The sequence below is a fragment of the Hymenobacter sp. 5317J-9 genome, from assembly GCF_022921075.1.
In the GTDB taxonomy this organism is placed as follows: domain Bacteria; phylum Bacteroidota; class Bacteroidia; order Cytophagales; family Hymenobacteraceae; genus Hymenobacter.
The window spans coordinates 4859109-4885975 of sequence record NZ_CP095050.1 but is presented as its reverse complement, the minus strand read 5'-3'; the positions used below and the strand labels follow the sequence as shown (position 1 = coordinate 4885975).

Annotated in this window: 23 protein-coding genes and 1 pseudogene; 14 read left to right on the top strand and 10 right to left on the bottom strand. The window is 59.9% G+C overall.

What is annotated here, in order from left to right:
- Window positions 1-30 precede the first annotated feature (30 nt).
- The 3 genes from MUN81_RS20515 to mazG form a co-directional block, all read right to left on the bottom strand.
- Window positions 31-660 (bottom strand): biopolymer transporter ExbD, encoded by a 630-nt coding sequence (locus MUN81_RS20515; protein WP_245113911.1) that lies wholly within the window; start codon window positions 658-660, stop codon window positions 31-33.
- A gap of 87 nt (window positions 661-747) precedes the next feature.
- The gene (locus MUN81_RS20510) at window positions 748-1611 is read right to left on the bottom strand and encodes a MotA/TolQ/ExbB proton channel family protein (protein WP_245117428.1); all 864 of its coding nucleotides are present in this window, start codon (window positions 1609-1611) and stop codon (window positions 748-750) included.
- A 283-nt stretch (window positions 1612-1894) separates the two neighbouring features.
- On the bottom strand, window positions 1895-2752 hold the full coding sequence (gene mazG / locus MUN81_RS20505) for a nucleoside triphosphate pyrophosphohydrolase (protein WP_245113909.1): 858 nt from the start codon (window positions 2750-2752) through the stop codon (window positions 1895-1897).
- 74 nt (window positions 2753-2826) lie between these two features.
- On the opposite strand from mazG, the pseudogene glmM reads away from it, so the two are divergent.
- The 5 genes and pseudogenes from glmM to MUN81_RS20480 all read left to right on the top strand — a co-directional run bounded on the left by glmM (window position 2827) and on the right by MUN81_RS20480 (window position 7777).
- Window positions 2827-4223: pseudogene (gene glmM, locus MUN81_RS20500) on the top strand (phosphoglucosamine mutase).
- Window positions 4224-4330: 107 nt separating this feature from the next.
- The gene (locus tag MUN81_RS20495) at window positions 4331-5491 is read left to right on the top strand and encodes a cysteine desulfurase family protein (protein WP_245113907.1); all 1161 of its coding nucleotides are present in this window, start codon (window positions 4331-4333) and stop codon (window positions 5489-5491) included.
- 218 nt (window positions 5492-5709) lie between these two features.
- Window positions 5710-6441: a PA2169 family four-helix-bundle protein gene (locus tag MUN81_RS20490; protein WP_245113905.1), complete on the top strand. Its 732-nt coding sequence runs from the start codon at window positions 5710-5712 to the stop codon at window positions 6439-6441.
- A 161-nt stretch (window positions 6442-6602) separates the two neighbouring features.
- The gene (locus MUN81_RS20485; protein WP_245113904.1) at window positions 6603-7316 is read left to right on the top strand and encodes a hypothetical protein; all 714 of its coding nucleotides are present in this window, start codon (window positions 6603-6605) and stop codon (window positions 7314-7316) included.
- A gap of 11 nt (window positions 7317-7327) precedes the next feature.
- Entirely contained in the window at window positions 7328-7777 is a 450-nt protein-coding gene (locus tag MUN81_RS20480) for a PRC-barrel domain-containing protein (protein WP_245113902.1), read from the top strand.
- 15 nt (window positions 7778-7792) lie between these two features.
- On the opposite strand, the gene MUN81_RS20475 is transcribed toward MUN81_RS20480, so the two are convergent.
- Together MUN81_RS20475 and hemH are read right to left on the bottom strand one after the other, a co-directional pair.
- Complete coding sequence (locus tag MUN81_RS20475) at window positions 7793-8986, bottom strand: T9SS type A sorting domain-containing protein (RefSeq protein ID WP_245113900.1); 1194 nt, start codon at window positions 8984-8986, stop codon at window positions 7793-7795.
- A gap of 131 nt (window positions 8987-9117) precedes the next feature.
- Window positions 9118-10161, bottom strand: coding sequence for a ferrochelatase (gene hemH, locus MUN81_RS20470; protein ID WP_245113898.1), 1044 nt, complete (start codon window positions 10159-10161; stop codon window positions 9118-9120).
- A gap of 230 nt (window positions 10162-10391) precedes the next feature.
- Between hemH and era the strand changes: the two genes are divergently transcribed.
- The 3 genes from era (at window position 10392) to MUN81_RS20455 (ending at window position 13248) form a co-directional block, all read left to right on the top strand.
- A complete protein-coding gene (gene era / locus MUN81_RS20465) occupies window positions 10392-11288 on the top strand; it encodes a GTPase Era (RefSeq protein WP_245113896.1) in 897 nt (298 codons plus the stop codon).
- Window positions 11289-11502: 214 nt separating this feature from the next.
- Entirely contained in the window at window positions 11503-12831 is a 1329-nt protein-coding gene (gene der / locus MUN81_RS20460) for a ribosome biogenesis GTPase Der (protein ID WP_245113895.1), read from the top strand.
- A gap of 174 nt (window positions 12832-13005) precedes the next feature.
- Entirely contained in the window at window positions 13006-13248 is a 243-nt protein-coding gene (locus tag MUN81_RS20455) for a hypothetical protein (RefSeq protein ID WP_245113893.1), read from the top strand.
- Window positions 13249-13316: 68 nt separating this feature from the next.
- On the opposite strand, the gene MUN81_RS20450 is transcribed toward MUN81_RS20455, so the two are convergent.
- From MUN81_RS20450 to MUN81_RS20435, 4 genes are all read right to left on the bottom strand, one after another.
- A complete protein-coding gene (locus MUN81_RS20450) occupies window positions 13317-13901 on the bottom strand; it encodes a hypothetical protein (RefSeq protein ID WP_245113892.1) in 585 nt (194 codons plus the stop codon).
- Between the two features lie 104 nt (window positions 13902-14005).
- The gene (gene murQ / locus MUN81_RS20445; RefSeq protein WP_245113889.1) at window positions 14006-14809 is read right to left on the bottom strand and encodes an N-acetylmuramic acid 6-phosphate etherase; all 804 of its coding nucleotides are present in this window, start codon (window positions 14807-14809) and stop codon (window positions 14006-14008) included.
- Window positions 14810-14818: 9 nt separating this feature from the next.
- Window positions 14819-15076 carry a cytochrome b5 domain-containing protein gene (locus MUN81_RS20440; RefSeq protein ID WP_245113888.1) on the bottom strand — a complete coding sequence of 86 codons (258 nt, stop codon included), beginning with the start codon at window positions 15074-15076 and terminating at the stop codon, window positions 14819-14821.
- 112 nt (window positions 15077-15188) lie between these two features.
- The gene (locus tag MUN81_RS20435; protein ID WP_245113886.1) at window positions 15189-16340 is read right to left on the bottom strand and encodes a formimidoylglutamase; all 1152 of its coding nucleotides are present in this window, start codon (window positions 16338-16340) and stop codon (window positions 15189-15191) included.
- A 198-nt stretch (window positions 16341-16538) separates the two neighbouring features.
- Here MUN81_RS20435 and MUN81_RS20430 point away from each other — a divergent pair, with 198 nt between their 5' ends.
- The 5 genes from MUN81_RS20430 (at window position 16539) to MUN81_RS20410 (ending at window position 24742) form a co-directional block, all read left to right on the top strand.
- Window positions 16539-18320 carry a long-chain fatty acid--CoA ligase gene (locus MUN81_RS20430; protein WP_245113884.1) on the top strand — a complete coding sequence of 594 codons (1782 nt, stop codon included), beginning with the start codon at window positions 16539-16541 and terminating at the stop codon, window positions 18318-18320.
- A 210-nt stretch (window positions 18321-18530) separates the two neighbouring features.
- Window positions 18531-19010: a MarR family transcriptional regulator gene (locus MUN81_RS20425; protein WP_245113882.1), complete on the top strand. Its 480-nt coding sequence runs from the start codon at window positions 18531-18533 to the stop codon at window positions 19008-19010.
- 59 nt (window positions 19011-19069) lie between these two features.
- On the top strand, window positions 19070-21478 hold the full coding sequence (locus tag MUN81_RS20420; RefSeq protein ID WP_245113880.1) for a 3-hydroxyacyl-CoA dehydrogenase/enoyl-CoA hydratase family protein: 2409 nt from the start codon (window positions 19070-19072) through the stop codon (window positions 21476-21478).
- Window positions 21479-21598: 120 nt separating this feature from the next.
- Window positions 21599-22783: an acetyl-CoA C-acyltransferase gene (locus MUN81_RS20415; RefSeq protein WP_245113878.1), complete on the top strand. Its 1185-nt coding sequence runs from the start codon at window positions 21599-21601 to the stop codon at window positions 22781-22783.
- A gap of 168 nt (window positions 22784-22951) precedes the next feature.
- Window positions 22952-24742: an acyl-CoA dehydrogenase family protein gene (locus tag MUN81_RS20410; protein WP_245113876.1), complete on the top strand. Its 1791-nt coding sequence runs from the start codon at window positions 22952-22954 to the stop codon at window positions 24740-24742.
- Between the two features lie 71 nt (window positions 24743-24813).
- Here MUN81_RS20410 and MUN81_RS20405 read toward each other — a convergent pair whose 3' ends face one another.
- Entirely contained in the window at window positions 24814-26286 is a 1473-nt protein-coding gene (locus MUN81_RS20405; RefSeq protein ID WP_245113875.1) for a hypothetical protein, read from the bottom strand.
- Between the two features lie 322 nt (window positions 26287-26608).
- On the opposite strand from MUN81_RS20405, the gene MUN81_RS20400 reads away from it, so the two are divergent.
- Window positions 26609-26836 (top strand): hypothetical protein, encoded by a 228-nt coding sequence (locus MUN81_RS20400; protein WP_245113873.1) that lies wholly within the window; start codon window positions 26609-26611, stop codon window positions 26834-26836.
- Window positions 26837-26867: the final 31 nt, after the last annotated feature.

Sequence of the window (26867 nt, the reverse complement as noted above, 5' to 3'; positions counted from 1 at the left end):
AATGGAGAGGAGCACAGAGGCAGGCCAAGATTATTTGGCTGCAACCGGCTTGTTCTCCATGTCCGTAATGAGGTTAAAACGGTTGATATCCTTCTCCTGGAGCACCTTGATAATCTTCTGCACCGTGGGCACGTCCGCGTCGCCGTCGCCTTTGATGGCGATATAGGTCGGCTTGTGGAAGATGGCCTGGTTGGCACGACGCGACTCCAGTACCCAGTCAACCAGTTGGTTGTTGAGCGAGTCGAGGGGCACACCGGGCTGCTGCTTGTTCACTAGTTTGCGGGCTTCCTTGTCCATGTTGAGGTAGGAGCCGAGCTGGCTGATGGGCAGGCCAAAGTTGGGCAGGTCACCAAATTCCTTCGCCTGAGCAGCAGTAAACTGTACGCCGTACTTGGCGCCTACCCGCTGCAGGGCCTGGATTTTGGTTTGCTTCGCATCGACGCCAAAAAACACGCGCTTGTTTTTATCGACGGTCAGCGTAATCACATTGTTCTCGGGCAACTTAATCTCCGAGATGGAAGACGGGGTGTCCACCACCACAGATTCCTCGGGGGCAAACTTGGTGGTGAGCATGAAGAACGTCACCAGCAAGAAGGCCAGGTCCACCATCGGCGTCATGTCGAGCGACGGCGAGGTACGGTGCGGTTTTACTTTAGGCATTGCGAGGTGGGGTTAAAAGGGGGCTACTCGTTCCGGAGAACGAATAGCCCCGCGTTTTAGTGCATCAGCAACGTGCTGAAAACGGAATTAAACCGTTTGGGCAGGCTGCGTATTGCCGTGCTGAGCGGCAAACGTCTGGATGATGCTGAAACCGGCCTCGTCGATGCTGTAGGTCAGCTCGTCAATTTTGCTGGTGAAGTAGTTGTAAGCCACAATGGCCAGGGCCGAGGTACCGATACCCAGAGCCGTGTTAATCAGAGCTTCCGAGATACCGTTGGCCAGAGCTACGGCGTCGGGGGTACCGGCCTGCGCCAGAGCGGCGAAGGCGCGAATCATGCCGAATACCGTGCCAAGCAGACCCACCAGCGTGGCGATAGAAGCCAGCGTCGAGATGATAACGAGGTTCTTCTCCAGCATGGGCAGCTCCAGAGCGGTGCTTTCTTCAATTTCTTTCTGGATAGCCAGGATTTTCTGGTCGGTGGCCATGGTGCGGTCACGGCCCATTTCGTTGTATTTCAGCAGGCCGGCTTTCACCACGTTGGCTACCGAGCCTTTTTGCTGGTCGCAGGCAGCCAGGGCGCCGTTGATGTCGTTGGTGTTCAGCTTCTGACGCACGGTGCGCACGAAAGCTTCAATGCTCTTCGAGCCTTTGGCCTTACTGATGGTCAGGGCACGCTCAATCGAGAAGGTGATTACGCAGAGCAGCATGGTCATCAGCACGGGCACGATGAAGCCGCCTTTGTACACCACGCCGAGATAGTCGCCGGCATTGGGGTTGTTTTCGTTGTTGCCACCTTGGAAGTGGCTGGCGTCGCCGAGGACGAATTTATAGACGACAACGCTGACGATGAAGGCTAGGATAATGACCAGGACGGAGAACAGCGAGGCTCCACCGCTGCTTTGGGCTTCGGCTTTGGCGGCCGTCGCGGCGGGCCGGGGGCTCGTATTCATGGCATTTTTCTGTTCCATTGTTCCGGAGTGTTTGGGGGTTATTGTGTGAAGTAGTTGAATTGAGTGGGTAAAGAAAAAGCAAAAAATGGTGAGAAGCGCAGCGAGCGGCCGGGAACCTTGATAATCCCGCAATGAAGGTAGACTAGAATAGCACTTACCAAAGTTCGAACTGCCCCAGTGCTGGCTTAGCTGGGCAAACCTAACCAAAAAGAGCGGCCCGACCAAAGAAAACTTGGTCGGAGCCAATTCAAATGAAGAATGAGTGAGGTAAAATGTGCCAACGCTAATTCGCTCCATCGGGTTGGGGCGAGCGGCGTTTTGCCTGTTCCCAATACACGTCCATTTCGGCCAGCGTGAGGTCGGCCAGGCGCTGGCCATGGGCCGCTGCGGCGCTTTCCAGGTACTGAAACCGGCTGATAAACTTGCGGTTTGTGCGCTCCAGCGCCTCTTCGGGATTGATGCCGGCGAAGCGGGCAAAATTGACCAGCGAAAAAAGCAAATCGCCAAATTCATCGGCGGCACGCTCGGCCTGCATTTTGGCAGGGTTGCCGTGGCCGTACTCTTCGCCAAATTCTCCTAACTCTTCCTGCACTTTCTGCCATACCTGCTCCGGCTGCTCCCAATCGAAGCCAGCGCCGCGGGCTTTTTCCTGGATGCGCATGGCCTTTACCAGGGCCGGCAGGGAAGTGGGCACGCCGCCGAGCACGCCGGTGGTGTTGCCTTTTTCCTTCAGCTTGAGCTGCTCCCAGTTGCGCTTCACGGCGTCTTCGTCGTCGGCCTGCACGTCGCCGTAGATGTGCGGGTGGCGGTAAATGAGCTTTTCGCACTGAGCGTTGAGGACGTCGGCGATGTCGAAAGCGCCCTTTTCGGCGGCAATGCGGGCGTAAAACGTCAGGTGCAGCATCACGTCGCCCAGCTCTTTTTTCAGGTCCGGCAGGTCGTCGCGCAAAATGGCGTCGCTGATTTCGTAGGTCTCCTCAATGGTGAGGTGGCGCAGGCTTTGCAGGGTTTGTTTTTTGTCCCAGGGGCACTCGGTGCGCAGGCGGTCCAGAACGTCGAGCAGGCGGCCAAAAGCTTCAAGCTGAGCCGGCCGGCGGGCACTGGCGAGCAGGTCGCCAGGGGCGGGGGCAGTGTTTTCCATTGTTCCAAAGATAAACCGGGCGTCGCCAACCGGCCGTTCATGCCTAATTTTGGTCTTTCAAAAAAAACGACTGCGTGACTCTTATTAAATCAATATCCGGCATTCGCGGCACCATCGGGGGCCGGTTGGGCAAGGCCTGACCCCCCTCGACGTGGTGAAGTATGCCGCCGCCTACGGCACGTGGGTAAAAACCCAGGCCACTGATAGCAAGCTCATCGTCATTGGCCGCGATGCCCGCCTCTCGGGCGACATGGTGAGCCGCCTGGTGGCCGCTACCCTGCAGGGCCTCGGCCTCGACGTGTGCGACCTGGGCCTGAGCACCACGCCCACCGTAGAAATGGCTGTGCCCGCCAAGAGCGCGGCCGGCGGCATCATCCTCACCGCCTCGCACAACCCCAAGCAGTGGAACGCCTTGAAGCTGCTCAACGCCACAGGCGAGTTTATTTCGGATGTTGACGGACAGCAGGTGCTGGCCCTGGCCGAGAGCGAAGGCTTCGACTTTGCGCCCGTAACCAAGCTGGGCCAGTACACCGTCGATAACACCTTCCTCAAAAAGCACATCAAGGCCATTCTGGCCCTGCCGCTGGTGGACGTGGAAGCCATCAAGGCCCGCAATTTCCGAGTGGTGGTCGATGCCGTGAACTCCTCGGGCGGCTTTGCCGTGCCGCAACTGCTGGAAGCGCTGGGCGTGACGACCATCGAGAAACTGCACTGCGAGCCCACCGGCGAATTTGCCCACAACCCCGAGCCCCTGCCCGAGCACCTGCGCGACATTGCCAAAGTGCTGGAGAAAGGCGGTTTCGACCTCGGCATCGTAGTGGACCCCGACGTGGACCGCCTGGCCCTGGTGAGCGAAAACGGCGAGATGTTTGGCGAAGAATACACGCTAGTGGCCGTGGCCGACTACGTGCTGAAATCCCTGGGCGGCGGCAATACCGTGAGCAACCTCAGCAGCACCCGTGCCCTGCGCGACGTGACCGAAAAAGCCGGCGGCAGCTACGCCGCGGCCGCCGTGGGCGAGGTGAACGTGGTGACCAAAATGAAGGAAACCAACGCCGTGATTGGCGGCGAGGGCAACGGCGGCATTATATACCCCGAGCTGCACTACGGCCGCGACGCCTTGGTGGGCATTGCCCTGTTTCTGACGCACCTGGCCAAATCGGGCCTTACGGTGAGCCGCCTGCGCAACACCTACCCCGGCTATTTCATCTCAAAAAATAAGATTGAGCTGACGCCGGAAATCGACACCGACAACGTGCTGGTGCAGATGCAGAAGCGCTACGCCAAGCAGCCGGTGAACACCATCGACGGCGTGAAGATTGAGTTCGACAAGGAGTGGGTGCATTTGCGCAAGTCCAACACCGAGCCCATCATCCGCATCTACGCCGAGTCGGAAACCAACGCCACGGCCGACTACCTGGCGCAGAAAATCATCGGCGACATCAAGGAAATCATTGCCGTGAAGGCATAAGGCTGAGCGCTGGGCGGTTGCTTTCGGCTAAAAGTCCGAGGTTTGTGCATTGACAACCGGGTTGGCCGGGCGCACCCACGCCCGGCTGACGCGTCTTTCTTCACCCCATGACCCCAACCACCCCCGCCTTCGTTTATTTCGACAACGCCGCCACCACGCCCCTCGACCCGGAGGTGCTGGAGGCCATGCTGCCTTTTCTGAGCAACCACTACGGCAACCCGAGCAGCCTGCACGGACCCGGCCGGCAGGTGCGCGCGGCCATCGAGAATGCCCGCAAAACGGTGGCCCACTTGCTGAATGCCGCACCGGCCGAAATCATTTTCACCAGCGGCGGCACCGAGGCCGACAACTACGCGGCTTTTGGCAGCATCCGCACGCTGGGGCTGAAGCACGCCATCACCTCGAAGCTGGAGCACCACGCCGTGCTGCACCCGCTGCAGGCGCTGGCCAAACTGGGCGAGATTGAGCTGCACTACGTGAAGCACAATGACCAGGGCGCCCTGGATTTGGGCCACCTAGAAGAACTGCTGGCCACGCAGTCGCGCACGTTCGTGAGCCTGATGCATGCCAACAACGAGATTGGCAACCTCAACGACATTGAGGCCATTGGCGAGATTTGTGCCCGGTACGACGCCGTGTTCCACACCGACACGGTGCAGACCATGGGCCACTACCGGCACGACGTGCAGCAGCTGAAAAACCACTTTCTGGTGGGTTCGGCACACAAGTTTCACGGGCCGAAGGGCGTGGGCTTCATCTATACCCGCAGCGGCCTGCAGGTGAGCCCGCTTATTCACGGGGGCTCGCAGGAGCGCAACGTGCGTTCGGGCACCGAGAATGTGTACGGCATTGTGGGCCTGGCCAAGGCGCTGGAAATAGCGGTGCGCGACCTGGCAGCCCACCAGGCACACGTACAGGGCCTGAAAACCCGCTTCATCGAAAAGCTACGGGCCGAAATTGAGGACGTGCAGTTCAACGGGCTCTCGGAGCACGCCGACAAGAGCCTCTACACGGTGCTGAGCGTGAGCCTGCCGCCGTCGGCCATCAACGAGATGCTGCTGTTCAACCTCGATATTAATAAGGTAGCGGCCTCGGGTGGCTCGGCTTGTACCAGCGGCGCCCAGGCCGGCTCGCACGTGCTGGAAGCGCTGGGCTGCGACCCCGACCGGGCCACGGTGCGCTTCTCGATGAGCAAGATGAACACCGCCGCTGAGGTGGATTACGCTGTAGAGGCGCTGGCCAAGCTCTACCGGCCGGTGGCGGTTTAAAAGAAAATCTTGAATTGCCTGTTTTAAGGCGTATATATGGTTATGAGAGGTGAGTGGTGCATGTGCGGGCAGCCGTATTGTGTGCAGCGAGGGGGTTTAGTGAATGGCCGCGTTGCGCTTGGCTAGGTAGAAAAGGTATAGTCTAATCGAACGCCCGCCGGGGTTTGGGCGTAGGCAGGAGTAATTGTTAAACCTTCCTATCCCAAGCACAACCACTAATGGAACCAACCAACGCCTCCCCCGAAGCTACCCCGACGGCTGCCCCCGATAATGGCGGCGCCTATGCCACTGCCACCGGCAATACCGCCGAAGCGCTGCTGACCAAAGCCCAGCAGTGGCTCAAAGACAGCAATGTCAAGGAACTGCTGAACAAGGTGCCGGCTTCTCTCAAAACCGTGAGCGACACCGCTACCACCGGCTTCAACAAGCTGAGCACGACCCAAAAGGTGGTGGGTGGCGCCCTGCTGGTGGCTGGCGCCACCTACCTGGCCCGTCGCGGCAGCAGCGGCAAGCGTGCCCAGGCTGCTACCATCAACGAATTGCTCTATTTCGTGAACGACCGCATTGAGGGGTACCGCCGCGCGGCCGACGAAAGCCGCAACACGCAGCACCGCAGCTACTACCTGCAGCTGGTGAGCCAGAGCCAGCAGTTTGCCAACCAGCTGAACGCCTACCTTGACCAGGAAGGCGCCGGCCGTCAGAACAGCACCACCCTGAAAGGCAAGCTGTACCGCGCCTTTATGGATGCCAAGGCGGCCGTGACCGGCCGCGATGAAAGCTCCATCATTGGCTCGAACATCTACGGCGAGGAATGGGCCCTGAAGGCCTACGAGGAAGCCCTCAACGATGGTACCCTCACCGGCCCCATGCGCCGGGCTGTGGAACACCAGTTTGCCCAATCGAAGAAAACCTACAGCGAGTTAAAGCGCATGGACGCTGCTCAGCGCTAGATGCCAATCTTTGCAACTTGAGAATCCGGCTGTGCACCCCACGGCCGGATTTTTGTGAATAAGAAGGTTTTGGGGCGGTCGATGAAATGCGCCTGGAGCCGATAAAAACCGCGCCGGTACATTAGCGTACAGGTAGATGGTTTTAGTTTTTTTACTTCAGCATGGCTGATATCAACATTCAACGCAAGAAATCCGCGCCCAGTCCTTGGATTCTGGTGCTGCTGGCGGTGGCCGTGGTGGCGGTGGCCGCCTACTTTTTCCTTCGCCCCGACCCCGCCGACGAGCCCGCGCCGCCCGCCAGCGCTGGCGTGACCGGCGCCGCAACCGATACGACAACCGCAACAGCGGCCGACACAACCGTGCTGGCCGCCACCGATACCGCGGCCGGCCACACGTTCCGTCAGTCGCACAACCCGGCCGGGCCCGGTGGCACCACCGCGGCCGAAGATGCCAGCACCGAAACCGCTGCCTCGCTGGACGCCCAGGCCGCCAGCGACCCCGCCGCCCCCGACTATGCCCGCAATGGCCTGCGCAAGCTCACCGGCATGCTGGTGTCGCTCACTGACCGCGACGACCTGCGCGACCCCACCATCATCGAGCAGCGTGATAACCTCACCAGCGCCACCGACCGCCTGAATGACCCCACGGCCGGCCTTCGGCCGGGCTTTGTGGCGGCGGCGGCCCTCATCCGGGCCATGCAGCAGAAAGCTTATCCCGAACTCGAAAACCAAGCCACCGAACTGACGCGCCTGGCGGGCCAGCTGTCAGGCCGCAACGCCACAGCCGCCGACCAGCAAGCCACGCAGCAGTTCCTGACCAAAGCTGCCGACGCCGCGCGCGCCCTGAGCGAGCCTTCCCAGCAGACCCTGAACTAACGAACCACGCCATGGAAACCCCCGTACTGCGCCGCCTGCGCGACCTTACCGATTTTGAAGTAGCCGATGGTAACCCCGACGTGCGCGGCTGGACCGTGCGCGGCAACGATGGCCAGGCCCTGGGCACTGTGTTTGAGTTGATAGTGGACCCCGAAGCCATGAAAGTGCGCTACCTCGACGTGGAGCTGGACTCGCGTTTCCACATCAACGAGCACGAGAATCACATCCTGCTGCCCATCGGGGCCGCTTCGCTCGATGAAGAAGGCGACAACGTGTTTGTGCCGGCGCTCAATGCGGAGTCGGTGCTGAACTACCCGCCCTACGTCGAAATACAAATTACCCGCGAATACGAGGAAGCCATGCTGCGCGCCCTGGGCCAGGAGCCCGCCGCCACCCCGCGCTTCTACGAGCAGGAATCGTTCGACACCGACAGCTTCTACAGCCGTCGCCGCGCCTCCTGATAAACCGCCAGCACATTATTGCCGCACAACTTGGCGGGTGAGCACCTGCCCGTCGGGCAAATGCAGGCTGAGCACGTAGAGGCCCGGGGCCAGGCCGGCTGCATCCAAGCGCAAGGCGCCCGGGCCGGCCAGTGTGCTGCTAAGGGTCACTGGTCGGCCGAGCATGTCCTGGCAGCGGATTTCGATGGGCAGCACGTTCCCACTGAGGAAAAACGCGTCGGCACTCGGATTGGGGTAGATGCTGAAATCGGCTTCGGTGGCGCGGCGGGTGGCGGTGGCGGTGCGGTTGGGAGTGGCCAGCCAAATGGTGGCATTGAGCAGGATGCGGGCATGGTCGCCGTTGGCTTCGGCCGCCCAGCCGTCGTAAAGGTTGTTGCCGGGCGCGCCGGTGCCGTCGTCGGGCGGCGACGAATCGCCGAGGGCGGCCACGCGGCCGCGGCCGTAGCGGGCCCACGCCACCAGCGCGCCGGTGGTGCCGGTGGTGGCCGCGCCGGGCCGGAACAGGGCGCCGTGTACGCTGGCATTGGCCGTTGGGCTCAGCGTGAGGCTGGCGCCGTTGTGGTATTCCATGGCCACGGGGTTGCCGGCCGGGCCGTGTAGCAGGGAGTCGGCAGGGGCCGTGGCCGCGCCCACGCCGGAGGTGAAGGTGAGGTTATTTAGGTCGAAGGTGATGCCGAAGGGGTTGGCGGGGCTAGCCGAACTCATCAGGTCGTTCCAGATGGCCGGCGAATCCCAACCGTCGCCGTTGCGGTCCGAGATAGTGTGGTCTGAAATCATGAACAGGCCGCCGCCGTTGCGCACGTAGTTCAGAATCGCCGTTTTTTCGGCCGTGGTGTAGCGCGTGTTGGGCTCGTCGACAATGTAGGCCGCGTAGTTGCGCAGGTCCTGGGCATTGCTGGCGTCGCCGTAGGTAATGCGGCCGCTGCTGGGCAGGGTTTCGACCTGGTAGCCGCGCTTCACCAGGGCAATGCCCCACGACGAAATGGCACCCGTCCAGAAACCTTCGGATGTACTGGCCGTGATGGTGCTTTGGGCGGGCGTGGGCAGGCGCTGAGGGCTGCCCGCCACGTCGGCGTCAATCACCCAGTCGGCGTTGCCGGCCGTTTGGGCTTTAGTGGCATCAAATAGGATTTTGACAACTTGCTGGGCTTGGCTCTTAATGCTGGCAGCCAAGCTGAAAATAAGAGCAAACGTGTAATGAAAGCGCATTTGGGTGGGAAACTGCGGAGGACGAAACCTCGAAGTTACGGCAAATGCGGCGGATGGAAATATAAATATGCAAGAAGGCCCCGCCGAGCTCTGCTCAATGGGGCCTTCCAATATATTAGCCTAGCTACGCGCTAATTCCGCCGAATCATGTTGGCCACGGCGTCCACCCACTGCGGCTCCGAGTTCAGCGAGGGCACCAGCTGCCAGTGCTTGCCGCCTGCTTCTTCAAACAGTTCCTTGAACTCTTCGCCCACCTCGATGGTGGTTTCGAGGCAGTCGGCCACGAAAGCCGGGGAGAAGGCAAGCACGTTGTTGATGCCCTTGGCGGGAAATTCCTTCAGCACCTCATCGGTGTAAGGCTGCAGCCAGGGGTCGCGCAGGCGGCTTTGCAGGCGGCTCTGGAAAGCCACCGTGTATTGCTCGGGTTTGATGCCCAGACCTTCGGCCACCAGGCGCGACGTGGCGAAGCACTGGGCGCGGTAGCAATATTGGTTCTGCGGCGTGAGCGTGTCGCAGCAGCTGCCGAAGCGGCAGTAGTTGGTCGGGTCGCCTTTTTTGACGTGGCGCTCCGGAATGCCGTGGTAGCTGAACACGATGTGGTCGTAGTTGTGTTTGGCCATTTCCGCCCGGCCGCGTGCCACGATGGTGGCGATGAAGCCCGGGTCGGTGGCAAACTGGCTGATGAAGCTGATGCTGGGCACCACCCACCAGTCTTTCACAATGTCCATCACCTTCTCCTGCACCGAGCCCGTGCTGGCCGACGCATATTGCGGGAACAGCGGCAGCACAATGATGCGCTCCACTTCGGCCACTCGCAGCTCTTCCAGCGCCTTCTCGATGCTGGGCTTCTGGTAGCGCATACCGAAGGCTACCACGTAGCGCTCGCCCAGTTCGGCCTGCACCTTCTGTTGCAGGTCGAGGCCGTGGAAGAGCAGGGGCGAGCCCCGGTCGGTCCAAAGCTCTTTGTAAATCTTGGCCGACTTGGGCGCCCGCAGCGGCACCACCAGCCCCTGAAACAGCGGGTAGCGAATGGCGGCGGGCATGTCAACCACCCGGCCGTCGGTGAGGAATTCGTTGAGGTAGCGCCGCACGTCGGGCGTGTTGGGTGAGTCGGGCGTACCGAGGTTGACGAGCAGCACGCCAATGCGGGCGTTGGGCGAAGTAGTGGAATTCATGGGGGGCAAAGGTCGGAACTGTGGCGGAGTGTAGCGCGGACTTTTAGTCCGCAAGCGAATGGTGCTTGGTCACGGACTCGCAGAGTCTACGCTACACGTGCCTGCCCAGCAAACAGCCGGCCGCGGGCATGGTTTCGGAAACGACCCGTAATGGCCGATTTGCGGCCCGGCCTAGCTTTTCCGCCCCGAAAGCCGTACCTTTGCGGCCCTGATTATCAAACCCATCCATCGTGAACCCCGAAACTAAACCCCACCGCGCCGGCTTCGTGAGCATCATTGGCAAGCCCAACGTGGGCAAGTCCACGCTGATGAACGCGCTGGTGGGCGAGCGGCTCAGCATCGTCACGAGCAAGGCCCAGACCACGCGCCACCGCATTCTGGGCATCCTCAACGGCGATGACTTTCAGTTGATTTATTCCGACACGCCCGGCATCATTCAGCCCAAATACGAGCTGCACAACGCCATGATGTCGTTCGTGTATTCGTCGCTCGAAGATGCCGATGTGGTGCTCTTCGTCACAGACATCTACGAAAAGCACGACGAGGAACCCGTGGTGGAGCGCCTGCGCAAGATGGTGGACACGCCCATCATCCTGCTCGTCAATAAAATCGACCAGGCCGACCAGACCGAGGTAGAAGCCAAGCTGGCTTATTGGAAGGAGCAACTGCCCAACGCCGCTGAGGTATTGCCCATCTCGGCCCTCAACCATTTCGGCACCGACGGCGTGCTGCAACTGGTGCTGGAGCGCCTGCCCGTCCACCCACCATACTATCCTAAAGACGAACTAACCGACAAACCGGAGCGGTTTTTTGCCGCCGAAATGGTGCGTGAGAAAATCTTCAAGCTCTACAAAAAGGAGATACCCTACAGCTGCGAGGTTGTGATTGAGGAGTTTAAGGAGGAAGACGCCATCATTCGCATCCGCGGCATCATCTATGTGGAGCGTAGCAGCCAGAAGGGCATTGTCATCGGCCAGGGCGGCGAGGCGCTAAAAAAGGTAGGCACCTGGGCGCGCGAGGAAATGGAGAAATTTTTCCTCAAAAAGGTGTTCCTGGAACTGCACGTGAAGGTGAACGAGAACTGGCGCACCGATGCGAAAGCGCTGAGCCGCTTCGGTTATCAATAAGAAACACCGATTAAATCGATTAATTAAGAACGTCATGCAGAGCGCAGCGAAGCATCTTGCCCGCTTCGTTGCCTCAAGTATTAGTTAGTGACTGCAAGCAAGATGCTTCGCTGCGCTCTGCATGACGTTCTGAACATATTTCCGACCATCTATAATCAACATACCCCCGGGCACTGCCGAATCTAGGTCGGGTCGGCGGCTGGGGCCACACAACATGTCTAAGCAGAACACCATCGCCATCGTGGGGCGGCCCAACGTGGGCAAATCCACGCTATTCAACCGCCTCGTGGGCCAGCGCAAGGCCATTATGGACAACGAGAGCGGCGTGACCCGTGACCGCCACTACGGCTACGGCGACTGGATTGGCAAAAACTTCACCGTGATTGACACCGGTGGCTACGTGCACAATTCGGAGGATATTTTCGAGGGCGAAATCAACAAGCAGGTGAAGCTGGCCATCGAAGAGGCCGACGTGGTGCTCTTCATGGTGGACGCCGAAGCCGGCGTGCACGGCCTCGACGAGGAATTTGCCTCGGTGCTGCGCCGCTACATGGGCAAGAAGCCCATTTACCTGGTGGCCAACAAGGCCGATACCAACCTGCGCGCCCACGGCGCCGGCGAATTTTATTCGCTGGGCTTGGGCGACGGCGAAATCTTCGCCATCAGCAGCCAGAACGGCCACGGCACCGGCGAGCTGCTCGACCAGGTGGTGAGCCACTTCGACGACCCCGGCGAGGAAGAGCCGGAGTCCGAAATCCCGCGCATTGCCGTGGTGGGCCGCCCCAACGTGGGCAAGTCCAGCCTCGTGAACCTGCTGCTGGGCGAAGACCGCAGCATCGTGACCGACATTGCCGGCACCACCCGCGACTCGATTTCGGCCCGCTACAATGCTTTCGGCAACGAGTTTATTTTGGTGGATACGGCCGGTCTGCGGCGCAAGGCCAAGGTGAGCGAGGACGTGGAATTCTATGCCAACATGCGCAGCCTGCGTGCGCTGGAAGAGTCGGACGTGTGCATTGTGATGCTTGATGCCAGCCGCGGCATCGAGGCCCAGGACGTGAATATCATCACTCTGGCCGACAAGAACCGCAAAGGCATTGTCATTCTGGTGAACAAGTGGGATTTGGTGGAGGACAAGCAAACCAACACCGCCAAGGAGTTCGAGGCGAAAATCATGGAGAAGCTGGCGCCCATTGCCTACCCGCCCGTCATTTTCATCTCGGTGCTGAACAAGCAGCGCGTGCACAAGGCCATCGAAACGGCCATTGAGGTGTACCAGAACAAGCGCCGCAAAATCCCGACTTCGCAGCTCAACGACGTGATGCTGAAGGAGATTGAGCGCTACGGCCCGCCGGCCGTGAAAGGCAAGATGGTGCGCATTAAGTACGTGACGCAGCTGCCCACGCACAACCCGGTGTTTGCCTTCTTCTGCAACCTGCCGCAGTACGTGACGGCCAGCTACACGCGCTACCTCGAAAACCGCATGCGCGAAACCTTCGACTTCAAAGGCGTGCCCATCGGCATTGTGTTCCGCAAAAAATAGCAGAGCCAACCGTAAGCCAGAGAAAAGGGCTCGTTCATAAATTCTTCACAATTTTTTGAGCGAGTGGGTTACCTATTCCCAACTGCGGTATAAAGCCCCGAATTTGACGTTTTGCTTCGTGCCAAGCGTTGAAAGTTGTTTCGAATCTCACCCCAATTTTAACCCCAACACAAGATGAAAAAAGTATTGTTCCTCGCCCTGGCTGCTGCCTCGTTCTCGTTCACCGCTTGCGAAAGCAAGAAAGAAGAGGCTGTTGAGCAGCAGGCTGAAAACGTAGAAGCTGCTGGCGAAGCCAAAGCTGATGCCATGGAAAACCAGGCTGACGCCGTACGTGACTCGGCTGACGCCAAGGCTGACAAAATGGAAGACAACGCCGACAAAATGGCTCCCGTGTCGCCCGAAGAGAAAGTGAAGTAATTTCACTTCGCCCGCAAGGGCAACAAAAAAGCCCCGCCGGAAACGACGGGGCTTTTTTGTTGCCCTTCTTATAGCTCGGTTTCGGGCATGCCCAGCCGGCGGTTCAGCATGCCATCGACCACCTCGAAAAGCCGGCGCGGCTCGTAGGTGCGCCACGGCAGGTCGTCGAGCTGCCCGCCGAAATTGATGTAGTTGTCGACGTTGTACTGCTTCATTTCGCGCTGCACGTGCTCCAGAAAGTTCACGCCCGCAATCCAGCCTTCTTCCACGTCCTCGTACCATTCCTCGTAATAGTCGTCATCGGAGCCGTGGAAGTTGAACACGTTCTCGCCCACCAGAATAAACTTGCGAATGCCCTCGTGCACCAGCACATCAATGATGTTGCGCTTGAGCTCCATGATGTCGTTCTCGATGGCGTCGTTCCACTCACCGATGAACTCCAGAATGGCAATGCCGTCCTCGTAGTCGGCAAACAGGATTTTGAAGAACAGCGTATCGGAGCCCAGGCTGTCCCACTGCGGGTGGATATAGTAGCCGTAGATGGTGTTGGTGTATGATTCCAGGCTATTCTCGGCTTCGAAGAGGGGTGAGCGAGGGTCTTCGGAAGCGGAGTACTGGTCAATCCAGTTGTAGTGCGGCTCGATGGTGTGCATAGCGAAGGAGCACCGGCTATAGCCGGTGCCTCCCTAGAAACGCCATTAAGCCCGAATCGTTCGGCCGAAAAAATAAGCCCGTGAAACACAAGCCTAAGCAGGTGTTACTGCTTGGCCCGGGCATCGAGCGCGGCCCGCACGCTGCCGTGCTGCTTCAGCAACTGCACGGCTTCGGCTTCTTCAATGCCGAGCTCTTCCATGAGCATTTTCTCGCCGCGGTGCACCAGCTTTTCGTTCGAGAGCTGCATGTCGACCATCTTGTTGCCCTTCACACGGCCCAGGCGAATAAACGTGGCGGTGGTCAGCATATTCAGCACCAGCTTCTGCGCCGTGCCAGCCTTGAGGCGGGTGCTGCCCGTGAGAAACTCCGGCCCCGTCACCACTTCCACCGGAAACTCGGCGGCGGCGGCCACGGCCGAATCGGCGTTGCACACTACGCAGCCAGTAGCCATGCCCGCCGCCCGCGCCTTGTTCAATCCGCCAATGACGTAGGGCGTGCGGCCCGAAGCCGCAATGCCCACCAGCACGTCGTTGGCGTTGATGTTGTGCTGCTGCAAATCAATCCAGGCCTGTTCGGCGTCGTCTTCGGCGCCTTCCACGGCTTGGCGAATGGCGCCGTCGCCGCCCGCCATGATGCCTACCACTAGGCTTGCCGGCACGCCGAACGTGGGCGGACACTCCGACGCGTCCACCACGCCCAGCCGCCCGCTGGTGCCCGCCCCGATGTAAAACAACCGCCCACCGGCGCCCAGCCGCGCCACAATGGCCTCTACCAGCCGCTCAATCTGGGGCAGGGCTTTGGCCACGGTGTCGGGCACGGTGTGGTCGAGGCGGTTCATGCCGGCCAGCAGCTCGGTGGTGGAAAGGGTTTCGAGGTGGTTGAATTCAGACGGCGATTCAGTGGTCATGGCGGGAAATTAAGTCAGAAGCCCAATGACGGGAAAGTTATCGAAAACGTTGGCCGTGTGCGGGGCGTCGCGGTCCAGCTCGGCGGTGAGGTCCTGGCCGGCCCAGTGCTCGTAGTGGTTGCCGCGCCGCCACAAGCGCGAGCGGCTCACGTCGTAAATCCGGCCCTGGTAGGCTACCCAGATTTCGTCGCGGTCCTGGCCGTTGCGCAGGGCAAGCTGGCGCTTGGTGTAGGAGGGAAGGTTGGTCTGTTGTTCCGAAACGGTCATGCTGAGCGCAGTCGAAGCATCTCTACCGCTTCGTCAAGTTAGTATTCATTACTGCTGCGGTAGAGATGCTTCGACTGCGCTCAGCATGACGTTCTATCATTATGACGTTCAGTTAGCTCAGCAGGGCCTGCAGCCGAATCCAGCGTTGCGGCAGGTCGCCCTGCGAGGCATTGAGGTAGTCTTCGTAGGTGCAGGGCACCACGCGCTTCACGGCGTTGTCGCCGAGGCGTTCCACTTCCATCCACCACTTGTCGGCGCGGCGCGATTTGTAGAACACCAGCTTATCGGGGTTGCCGGGCAGTACAACCGTATAGGTGAGGAAACGGAAGGTACCAAAGCCCGTTTCGGGGCGGCGGTGGTAAAATCCTTCCACAAAATACCAGAGCATGGTAGCCAGCGTGGCAGCGGCCATGCCGTTGGTGTCCTGGTCGGTGCGGTAGCCATACAGGCCGAAGGAGCTGAGCTGCTCGTTGTGCCCGGCGTACCAGCACAGCTGAGTGGCTTCCTCGTTGCCGAGGCCGAACGGGTAGGCCGGGTAGTAGCCGGGCGCATCCTGCCAGCGAATGGCGGCAATGTCGATGCTCATGAAATCGGCCTGCCGAATGAGCGGCTCCGACATGCGTCGGTCGGCCCGCACCTCGCCCACGCTCATGGTTTCGAAGTGCATTTTCTCCAGCGCCACCAACACTTCGGGCGGCGTGAGGTACTGCTGGTGGCCGAGGTGGGCCAGGCTGAATACGAAGTTGGGCTCGTGCACCAACATGCGGCGCAGGTGGCTGTCTTCGGGCGGCGTGCCGGGGCCGGGCTCGGCCATGTCGGGCCGCGAGTCGACCATGGCGAAGCTGATGGCGCGGTTCTGCGTTTCGTAGGCCAGAAACTGGCCGTAGTCGAGGTCGTGGCTGCCGCCGAGCAGAATCGGTACCGTGTTTTCCTCAATCAGCGCGCCGATGATTTCGCGCAGGCGCTGGTAGGTGTCCTCCAGGGTGAGGCCGGGGCGCAGGTTGCCCAGGTCGACGAGGCGCACGGCGCCGCTGCCTTTCTGCAGGCTGTAGAAGCGGTGACGCACCTCGTTGGCGCCGTGGCGGCTGGGATGGCCGGTGGCACTGCCGCGCCATTCGTCCAGCCCAATGAGGGCCAGGTCGGCGGCGCGCCAGTCCGGAAACGTTTCGGTGAAGCGGGTGGCGTATGCAGCCAGCGTGGTGGGCGCGGGCGCGGCGGCGGTCAGCGTTTCCGGCAGGGGGTCAAAAAACAGGGCCAGGTTCATTGGGGACGGAAAAGCAAGCGGCCCAAAATTACACAGGAAAAGGCCGCGCCGGCGGTTTTTTGACCGTTTTCGCGGCCTGATTGGTTTTTACCCGTAAGCCCAACCGTGCTGCTGCGCCCCCGAGGCGTAGCTTGCCCGAGAAAAAAGCTTTTTATTTAAGGTGAATTTCATTCGCCTGCTTTCGCAAATCCCACCCCCATGGACGTTCGTCGCGCCTTCGATATCCTCCCGCATCAAATTGCCACTTCGCCCAAATCCGACGCCTTGGCCTCGAAAATAGATGGCCAGTGGGTGCCCATTAGCAGCCAGCAACTGCTCGACCAGGCCAACCTCGTCAGTCTCGGTCTGGTATCGCTGGGCCTCAAGCGCGGCGACAAGGTGGCCATCATCAGCATGAACCGCCCGGAGTGGATGCTGGCCGATTTTGGCATCTCCCAAATCGGGGCCACCAGCGTGCCGATGTACCCCAGCATCACGGTGGAGGACTACAAATACATCTTCACCGACGCCGGCGTGCGGGCCGTGTTTGTGGCCGATGCCAAGCTGTTCGACAAGGTGAAGGAGGCCACCCAGGGCCTCGACATTCCCGCCGAAAATATTTTCACCTTCGACAAGATTGACGGCGCCCGCCATTTCAGCGAGCTGCTCGAAATCGGCAAGAAGGGCAACCCCGCCGACCTCGACCCGCTCAAAGCGGCCGTGGAGCCCGACGATTTGCTGACCCTCATTTACACCAGCGGCACCACCGGCAGCCCCAAGGGCGTGATGCTCACGCACGACAACATCCTGAGCAACTGCCGCAACTCGCAACGCTTCGTGCCCGTCACGAAAAACGACAAAGCCCTGAGCTTCCTGCCGCTCTGCCACATTTTCGAGCGCATGGTGACTTATCTGTATATGATAAACGGCGTGAGCATCTACTACGCCGAAAGCATGGACGTGATTGCCGACAACCTGCGTGAGGTGAAGCCCCAGATTTTCACCACCGTGCCCCGCCTGCTGGAGAAGGTGTATGATAAAATCGTCGCCAAGGGCCACGAGCAGGAGGGCATCAAGAAAAACCTGTTCTTCTGGGCGCTGGATTTGGGTTTGAAGTTTGACACGCAGAAGGACCAGGGTTTCCTCTACAACACGCAGCTGGCGTTGGCCAACAAAATCATTTTTAATAAGTGGCGCGAGGCGCTGGGCGGCAACCTGCGCTGCATTGTGAGCGGCGGCGGCGCGCTGCAGCCGCGCCTGGCCCGCGTGTTCTGGGCCGCGGGCATTCGGGTGATGGAAGGCTACGGCCTCACCGAGACCTCGCCGGTGATTGCCGTGGGTGGCTACGAGCCCGAAAACAACATGATTGGCACCGTGGGCCCGCTCATCGACAACATGGAAGTGAAAATTGCCGCCGACGGCGAGATTCTGACCAAGTCGGCTTCGGTGATGAAGGGCTACTATAATAAGCCTGACCTCACGGCCGAGGTGTTTGACAAAGAAGGCTGGTTCCACACCGGAGACATTGGCGAGTTGGTGAACGGCAAGTTTCTGAAAATCACCGACCGCAAGAAGGAGATGTTCAAGACGTCGGGCGGCAAGTACATTGCCCCGCAGGTCATTGAGGGCAAGCTGAAGGAAGACCCCCTCATTGAGCAGGCCATGGTGGTGGGCGCCGACCAGAAATTTCCCTCGGCGCTGGTGATTCCCTCGTTCTCGGACCTGAAGGGCTGGTGCAAGCGCAACAACGTGGACTGCGATTGCTCCAACGAGGAACTCGTGAAGAAGGAACAGGTGGTGGACTTGTTCGAAGGCTTGGTGAAGAAGTACAACCAAAGCTTCGCGCAGTGGGAGCAGGTGAAGCGCATTGTGCTATTGCCCGAGCTCTGGACCGTGGAAAGCGGCGAGATGACGCCCACCATGAAGGTGAAGCGCAAGGTGATTACCGAGAAAAACAAGGACCTCATCGACAGCCTCTACATGCAGGCCGAGAAGCGCTGAGAGGCCAAAGGATAACCAGGAACGTCATGCTGAGCTTGTCGAAGCATCTCTACCACGGCAGTATGATTACTCGCGCGGTAGAGATGCTTCGGCTGCGCTCAGCATGACGTGCTGTTTTGGGCGCTGCGAAGGAAAGCATCCTTTTTGTGAAAAATATAGTATGCAAGCCTAATAAATTTTTCGTAAGTTTACCGCACTTACCGTCTGCTTATGAAACCCGAAGAAACCGTCGATTACAACATAAAAGTGGCTTGGCATGCGATTTCGCGGATGTACAATACCCAGGCGGCGCAGAACGACATCACGACCAGCATCGGGTTCGTGCTGCTGAACATCGACCAGGAAAAAGGCACCCCGGCCACCAAAATTGCCCCGCTGCTCGGTCTCGAAACCCGCAGCCTGACCCGCATTTTGCGGAGCATGGAAGAAAAAGGCCTCATCTACAAGCAGGCCGATTCGGTGGACAAACGCTCGGTGCGCATTTTTCTGACCCCGCTCGGGCTGGAGAAAAAGGAGGTGTCGCGCCAGACCGTGCGCCACTTCAATCTGAAAGTGCGCGAGAAAATCTCGCAGAGCCAGCTGGATAACTTTTTCAAAGTAGCTGCCCAAATTACGGGCATGATTGAGGGCAAAACCCTCTTCGAAGACTTCGTGCTGAAATCATTGCGGCAGGAAACGTCCGCTTCTTAAGGAAGCGCCGCTTCCTGCTTTTGTCATTTACCTACTTCCCACTCATCACCTATTAGAGGATGAAACGAACCATCAAGAAAGTTGCCGTGCTGGGTTCCGGCGTCATGGGCTCGCGCATTGCCTGCCACTTCGCCAACATCGGCGTGCAGGTGCTGCTGCTGGACATCGCGCCCAAGGAGCTGCTGCCCGACGAAGAGAAAAAAGGCCTGAAGCTGGACGCGCCCGCCGTGCGCAACCGCATTGTGAATGCCGCGCTGCAGGCCGCCATCACGGCCAATCCGTCGCCGCTCTACCGCAAGGCCGACGCCAGCCGCATCAAAACTGGCAACCTCGACGATAACCTGAAAGACATTGCCGGCTGCGACTGGACCATTGAGGTGGTTGTGGAGCGCCTCGATATCAAAAAGAGCCTTTACGAGCGAGTGGAGCAGTTCCGCAAGCCCGGCACGCTGATTACCAGCAACACGTCGGGCATTCCGATTCACCTGTTGGCCGAGGGCCGCTCCGACGATTTCAAAAAGCACTTCGCCGGCACGCACTTCTTCAACCCGCCGCGCTACCTGAAGCTGCTGGAAATCATTCCGACGCCGGATACTGATGCGGAGGTGCTCGATTTCCTGCAGCACTATGGCGACCTGTACCTCGGCAAGACGGTGGTGCTGGCCAAGGACACGCCCGGCTTTATTGCCAACCGCGTGGGCGTGTTTGCCCTGCTCGACGCCATGCAAACCATGCAGAAGCTGGGCCTGACCGTGGAAGAAACCGACAAGCTGACCGGCCCGGTGATTGGCCACGCGAAGTCGGCCACGTTGCGCACGTCCGACGTGGTGGGCCTGGACACGACCATCAACGTGGCCAACGGCCTGGCCCAGGGCCTGCCGAACGACGAAGCCAAAGACGTGTTCGTGCTGCCCGACTTTGTGAAGAAAATGGGCGAGAGCAAGTGGCTGGGCGACAAAACCGGCCAGGGCTTCTACAAGAAAGTGAAAGGCGAAGGCGGCAAGTCGGAAATTCACGCGCTGGACCTGAACACGTTGGAATACAAGCCGAGCCAGAAGGTGAAGTTTGCCACACTGGAGATGACCAAGAGCATCGACAAGCTGGCCGACCGTTTCAAAGTATTGGTAGGAGGGATGGACAAGGCCGGCGAGTTTTACCGCCTGAGCTTCGGCAGCCTCTTTGCCTACGTGAGCAACCGCGTGCCGGAAATCTCCGACCAGCTCTATAAGATTGACGACGCCCTGCGCGCTGGCTTCGGCTGGGAGATGGGCCCGTTTGAAACCTGGGACGCGCTGGGCCTGCAAGCCGGCGTGGACCTGGCCAAAGCCGCCGGCCGCACCGTGGCGCCGTGGATTGAGGAGATGCTGGCCGCCGGCAACACGACCTTCTATAAGGTAGATGCCAGCGGCGCGCGCCAGTTCTACGACATCGAATCGAAGAACTACCAGGCCATCCCGGGCGTGGAAAACTTCATCGTGCTCGACAACCTGCGCGCCAGCGGCAAGGTGCTGTGGAAAAACTCCGGCGCCTCAGTTATCGACCTCGGCGATGGCATCCTGAACGTAGAGTTCCACTCTAAGATGAACTCGCTGGGCCAAGACGTCATCGAAGGCTTGCTGCGCGGCGTGGACATGGCCGAAAAAGGCTACCGCGGCTTGGTAGTGGGCAACGACGGCCCCAACTTCTCGGCCGGCGCCAACCTGGGCCTCGTGTACATGCAGGCCCTGGAGCAGGAGTTCGACGAACTCAACCTGATGATTTCGCAGTTCCAGAACGCCATGATGCGGATGCGCTACAGCAGCATCCCGGTGGTGGGCGCGCCGCACGGCCTCACGCTGGGCGGCGGCTGCGAGCTGAACCTGCACTGCGACCGCGTGGTAGCGGCCGCTGAATCCTACATCGGCCTCGTGGAGTTCGGCGTGGGCCTGATTCCCGGCGGCGGCGGCACCAAGGAAATGACGCTGCGCACCGCGGCCAAGTACGAAGAGGGCGAGCCCGAATTCAACCTGCTGCGCAACACCTACATGACCATCAGCACGGCTAAAGTCTCGACCTCGGCTGCCGAAGCTTTTGACCTGGGCTTCCTGCGCCGCGGCGACGAAATCGTGGTGAACAGCAACCGCATCATCGCCGCCGCCAAAGCCGCCGCGCTGGATTTGGCCGACGCTGGCTACACCCAGCCCACGCCGAAAACCAACATCAAGGTACACGGCAAGGGTGCGCTAGCCATGTTCAAAACCGGCGTGTATGCCATGCAGCAGGGCAACTACATCTCGACCCACGACCAGCTCATTGCTGATAAGCTGGCCTACGTGATGTGCGGCGGCGACCTGTCGTCGCCCACCGAAGTGAGCGAGCAGTACCTGCTGGATTTGGAGCGTGAAGCCTTCCTGTCGTTGTGCGGCGAGCGCAAGACGCTGGAGCGGATACAGAGCATTCTTACGACGGGCAAGCCACTCCGAAACTAATTATTTGTCATGCTGACGAAGGAAGCATCTTATCACGGCGGCCTTTGTTAGCGGTTTAAACCTCAGTAGTGCAGGCGTGATAAGGTCCTTCGCTACGCTCAGGATGACAATCAACACACCATGTCCCAACAAGCATATATCGTAGCCGGCTACCGCACGGCCGTGGGCAAAGCCCCGCGCGGCGGCTTCCGCTTCACCCGGCCCGACGACCTCGCCGCGGCCGTTATCAAACACCTCGTGGCCGAAGTGCCCGCCCTCGACCCCACGCGCATCGACGACGTCATCGTCGGCAACGCCGTGCCCGAGGCTGAGCAGGGCCTGCAGATGGGCCGTCTCATCTCGCTGCTGGCCCTGCCCATCAACGTGCCCGGTCTCATCGTGAACCGCTACTGCGGCTCCGGCGTCGAAACCATTGCCATGGCCGTGGGCAAAATCTCGGCCGGCATGGCCGACTGCATCATTGCCGGCGGCACCGAGAGCATGAGCATGGTGCCCACCGTGGGCTGGAAAACCGTGCCCAACTACAAGCTGGCCATGCAGCACCCTGACTACTACATGGGCATGGGCCTCACCGCCGAAGCCGTGGCCAACGACTACAAAATCAGCCGCCAGGACCAGGACGAATTCTCCTACAACTCGCACCAGAAGGCCATCAAGGCCATCGAAGGCGGTAAGTTCAAGAAGCAGATTGTGCCCATCACGGTAGAGGAAACCTACCTCGACCCGGCCACCGGCAAGAAGAAAAACCGCTCTTACGTGGTGGACACCGACGAAGGCCCCCGCGCCGATACCTCGGTGGAAGCCCTCGCCCGGCTGCGCCCCGTGTTCGCCGCCAACGGCACCGTGACCGCCGGCAACTCTTCCCAAACCTCCGACGGCGCGGCCTTCGTGCTCGTGATGTCGGAGCGCATGGTGAAGGAGCTGAACCTGGAGCCCGTGGCCCGCATGGTGAACTACGCCTCCGAAGGCGTCGACCCGCGCATTATGGGCATGGGCCCCATCAAGGCTGTGCCAAAAGTCCTCAAACAAGCCGGCCTTAAGCTCGACGACATCGACCTGATTGAGTTGAACGAAGCCTTCGCCTCGCAGTCCATCGCCGTGGTGCGCGAGCTGGGCATCGACCCTGAGAAGCTGAACGTGAACGGCGGCGCCATTGCCCTGGGCCACCCGCTGGGCTGCTCCGGCGCCAAACTCAGCATCCAGCTTTTCGACGAGCTGCGTGCGCGTGGCAAGAAGTACGGCATGGTCACGGCCTGCGTGGGCGGCGGCCAGGGCGTGGCTGGTATCTACGAGTTGCTGAAGTAGCCTCTTTGTTGAAAGAAAACCCCGCTCAGTTGGGGTTTTCTTTTAACAAAGTAGTAGGCGTGCCTAACATTTTTTCTTATCTTGCAACACTAATCCGGCCGCTTCGTTGTTTCTTTAAATAGTAGGCGTGCCGAACACTTTTACCTTCTCATCCCCACCCCAACCGTCATGGAAGTAACGCAGAATGCCAGCCTGAAAGGCGGCGAGTTCATCATCAAGCCGACCGATGCGCAGAGCGTCTTCACGCCGGCTGACTTTACGGAAGAGCAGAACATGATGTACCAGACCTGTCTGGACTTCGTGCAAACGGAAGTGCAGCCCCTGCTTGACCGCCTCGACAATCACGAGGAGGGCCTGATGCGCGGTCTGATGGAAAAAGCCGGTCAGCTGGGTCTGTTCGGCGTGAGCATTCCTGAGCAATACGGCGGGCTCGACATGGACTTCCCCACGGCCCTGCGCGTGACGGAGGGTGTGGGCGGCGGCCACTCGTTTCCGGTAGCCTTTGCGGCCCATACGGGCATTGCCATGCTGCCCATTCTGTACTTCGGCACCGACGAGCAGAAGGCTAAGTACCTACCCGGCCTCACCAGCGGCGAGCTGATGGGCGCCTACTGCCTCACCGAGCCCGGCTCCGGTTCCGACGCCCTGGGCGCCAAAACCAAAGCCGTGTTGAACGCCGAAGGCACGCACTACGTGCTGAACGGCCAGAAAATGTGGATTACCAACGCCGGCTTTGCCGACGTGTTCATCGTGTTTGCCAAGATTGACGGCGAGCAGTTCACGGGCTTCATCGTGGAGAAAAACACGCCCGGCCTGAGCCTCGGCAACGAGGAGCACAAAATGGGCATCAAAGGCTCGTCGACCCGTCAGGTGTTCCTGTCCGACGCGCTGGTGCCGAAGGAGAACATCCTGGGCGAGATTGGCAAAGGCCACCTCATCGCCTTCAACGTGCTGAACATTGGTCGCATCAAGTTGGCGGCGGCCTGCCTGGGCGGTGCCAAAGGCGCGGCTAACCAGAGCATCAAATACGCCAACGAGCGGGTGCAGTTCAAACTGCCCATCAGCAAGTTTGGCGCCATCCGATTCAAGCTGGCGCAACAGGCCATCCGCATGTACGCCGTTGAATCGGCCATCTATCGTGCCGGTGACGACATCTACCGCATGGAGCAGAAGCTCATGGCCGAGGGCAAAGGGGCCAACGAGGCCCTGCTGGGTGCCGCCCGCGAGTTTGCCGTGGAGTGCGCCATTCTGAAAGTGGAAGGCTCGGAAGTGCTCGACTACGTGGTGGACGAAGGCGTGCAGATTTACGGCGGCTACGGCTTCTCGGCCGACTACCCGATGGACCGCGCTTACCGGGACTCGCGCATCAACCGCATTTTCGAGGGCACCAACGAAATCAACCGCCTGCTGGCCGTTGACATGATTTTGAAGAAGGGCCTGAAAGGCGAAATCGACCTGATGGGTCCCGCCCAGGCCGTGCAGCAGGAGCTGATGAGCATCCCGAGCATGAGCCAAGACGAGGAAACCGGTCTATTCAGCAAGGAGATGAAAACCATCGCCAACCTGAAGAAAGCCATTCTGATGGTGGCCGGCTCGGCCGTGCAGAAGTTCACCGCCACCCTGGCCAAAGAGCAGGAGCTGCTGATGAACATCGCCGACATGGCCATCAAAACCTACATCGCCGAGAGCACCCTGCTGCGCGTGGAGAAGGAAGCTTCGCTGAAAGGTGAGGAGGCCGTGGCCGCCCAGGCCGACATGGCCCGCGTGTACCTGGCCGACGCCGTGGATTTGGTAGAGAAAGCCGGCAAAGACGCCATCGGCAGCATGGCCGAGGGCGACGAGCAGCGCCTGCTGCTTATGGGCCTGAAGCGCTTCACCAAAGCCGAGCTGGTGAACGTGAAGGAAGCCCGCCGCCGCGTGGCCGCTAAGCTCATCGAAGCCAACGAGTACGTGTTCTAAGCCACGAACACAGTGAATAAAAAAGGCCACTCCTGAATCAGGAGCGGCCTTTTTTTATGGTTGGCAGAGAGCTATTTCACCACTATTTTCTCCAGCTGAAGCGCCGCCGATTTCTTGCTCGGCCGGCTCACGCCGATGATGGTTTTCTCGCCCAGCCATGCGGTGAAATCCTTCACATAGGCCAGCTGCTGGTCGTCAGCCACGTTCAGCTTGAGGCGTTCGGGGGCTCCTACTACGCCGGTTTGGGTGTTTACGCGGCGTAGGTAAAGGTCCGATTTCTTGTTCAGGTTTTCCAGGGTCAGCAGCTGCAGAGTGTTGCCGAAGATGGCTGCCCGGAAGCCGATGCCCGTGTAGGCATCCACGGCGGGGGCCACTTGGTCTTTGGCCACGATGCTGTGCCAGGCGGGCGCGCCAAACTCGTTGTAGCCGAACATGTGCAGCTCGCGGGCGTGCACCGGCGCTTCGCTGCCGCCTTCCTCAAAATGCTTTTCAGCAATGACTACCAGTTGCTTGTCGGCGCTCAGCAGCAGGTCGGCCAGGTAAACGTCGTCGAGGCGCTTCACGTCGAGGCCACTGGCTTTGCTGACCTCGGCCAGGTAAGCGGGCGTGAAGCGGAATTCGGGCGAGAATTTCATGTCGCCGCTGCCGCTAAAGTCGTATTTCACCACTTTCAGGCTGTAGTATTCGCCGGTAGCGTAGTCGGCGCACAAGGCGGCGGCGTAGAGGCTGCCATCGCCGAGCACCGTGAATTTGGTATCGCGCACGGTTACGGTGCGCCCGCCAAACACGCCGCCCACGGGCACGCCCAGCACCTTCACCTCCGAGGCCGGGCCGGCCAGGTAGCGGCGCACGGTCAGCTTCTTCATGCCGTCGCTCACCAGCGTCACGTACTGGGTGCCATCGTTGGCCACGTGCACGGCGGGGGAGAAGAAGTCGCCCAAGTCGCGGAAATCGTAGGTTTTGTCTTCCAGCTTCAGTAGGTCTTGGTCGAAGAGCGTGGCCGCGATGCTCTTCACCTGCTGGCCATAGGTGAGGTAGCGGAAGGCCAGCAGCCGGCTGCCGTTGGGCGAGATGGATACGCCGGGCCGCCGGTCGCGGGGCGACACACTCATCACCACTTTGGCGGGGCTGCGTTGGCCGTTTTGCAGGTTCACAGCTACCACGGCCAGGTTCTGGCCGGCGTCGTCTTTGTGGTGCAGCACTACCAGCGCCTGCTTCGAGCCGCGACCGAAGGCTTCGAGGGTTTCGCCGGGCGTAATGGGGATGGTGGTGCTCCACTGCTTTTTAAGGTCGGCGTCGTAGCGTTCCACGGAGTAGCCGCCGGCGCTTTGGTGAGCCAGAATGACGAAGCCGGAGCCGTCGGCCAGCGGCAGGGTTTTGGTGGGCACGCGCATGTCGTAGCGGTCAGAGCCCTGCTCGGGCAGATAGCTAAACGGTGCCGATTTTACCTTTTGCGCTGCGGCATCATTGTTGGTGAGGCCCCAGCCCAGCGCGCCCAGCAGCCAGGCCCGGCGCAGAATATATTTGAAGTGCGATTGCGTCATAAGAAATGAAATATGGCCCATCAGGGCTGCCAAAAGTAGCCATTTTGGCGCTTGCGGCCAGGTTTTTATCGGCTGAGGCCGCAAACTCGACCCCCTCGAAAAAAAATCTTCTCTCAACCATAACCTGTTCGCAACGCCTCCGTATTGGGAACCCGTTTCCTTTGTGTAAGTGCTTTTTCCTCAGAAACCCACTGCCTCACGGATTTGTCTGCCCACTTTTCACGCCAACTTCTCAGCCCTGCTCAATAAGACCTGCCGACGAAGTACTTGACTGAATCCAAGTTGCGTCGTACTTTTGACCCCGCTGTTATATATAGTTATTATGAAATCTCTGCTTAAGCTTTCCCTCTTATTAGCCCTCATTGTGGGGGGCAAGTTTGCCAAAACCACTACTCCCGTTACCGCTGCCCAACCCGTTACCGCTCAAACACGTCCCGATACTTCTTCGGTGGTATTGGTGCACCAGGTGCTCACTTCCGAGCCCGTGAAGCCCACGCGAGAGCAGCAACCGCAGCAAAGCGGCAGCGGTTTTATTACCGAAATGTTCTAGCCAGATGCTCTAAACGACTTTTCAGAAGTCG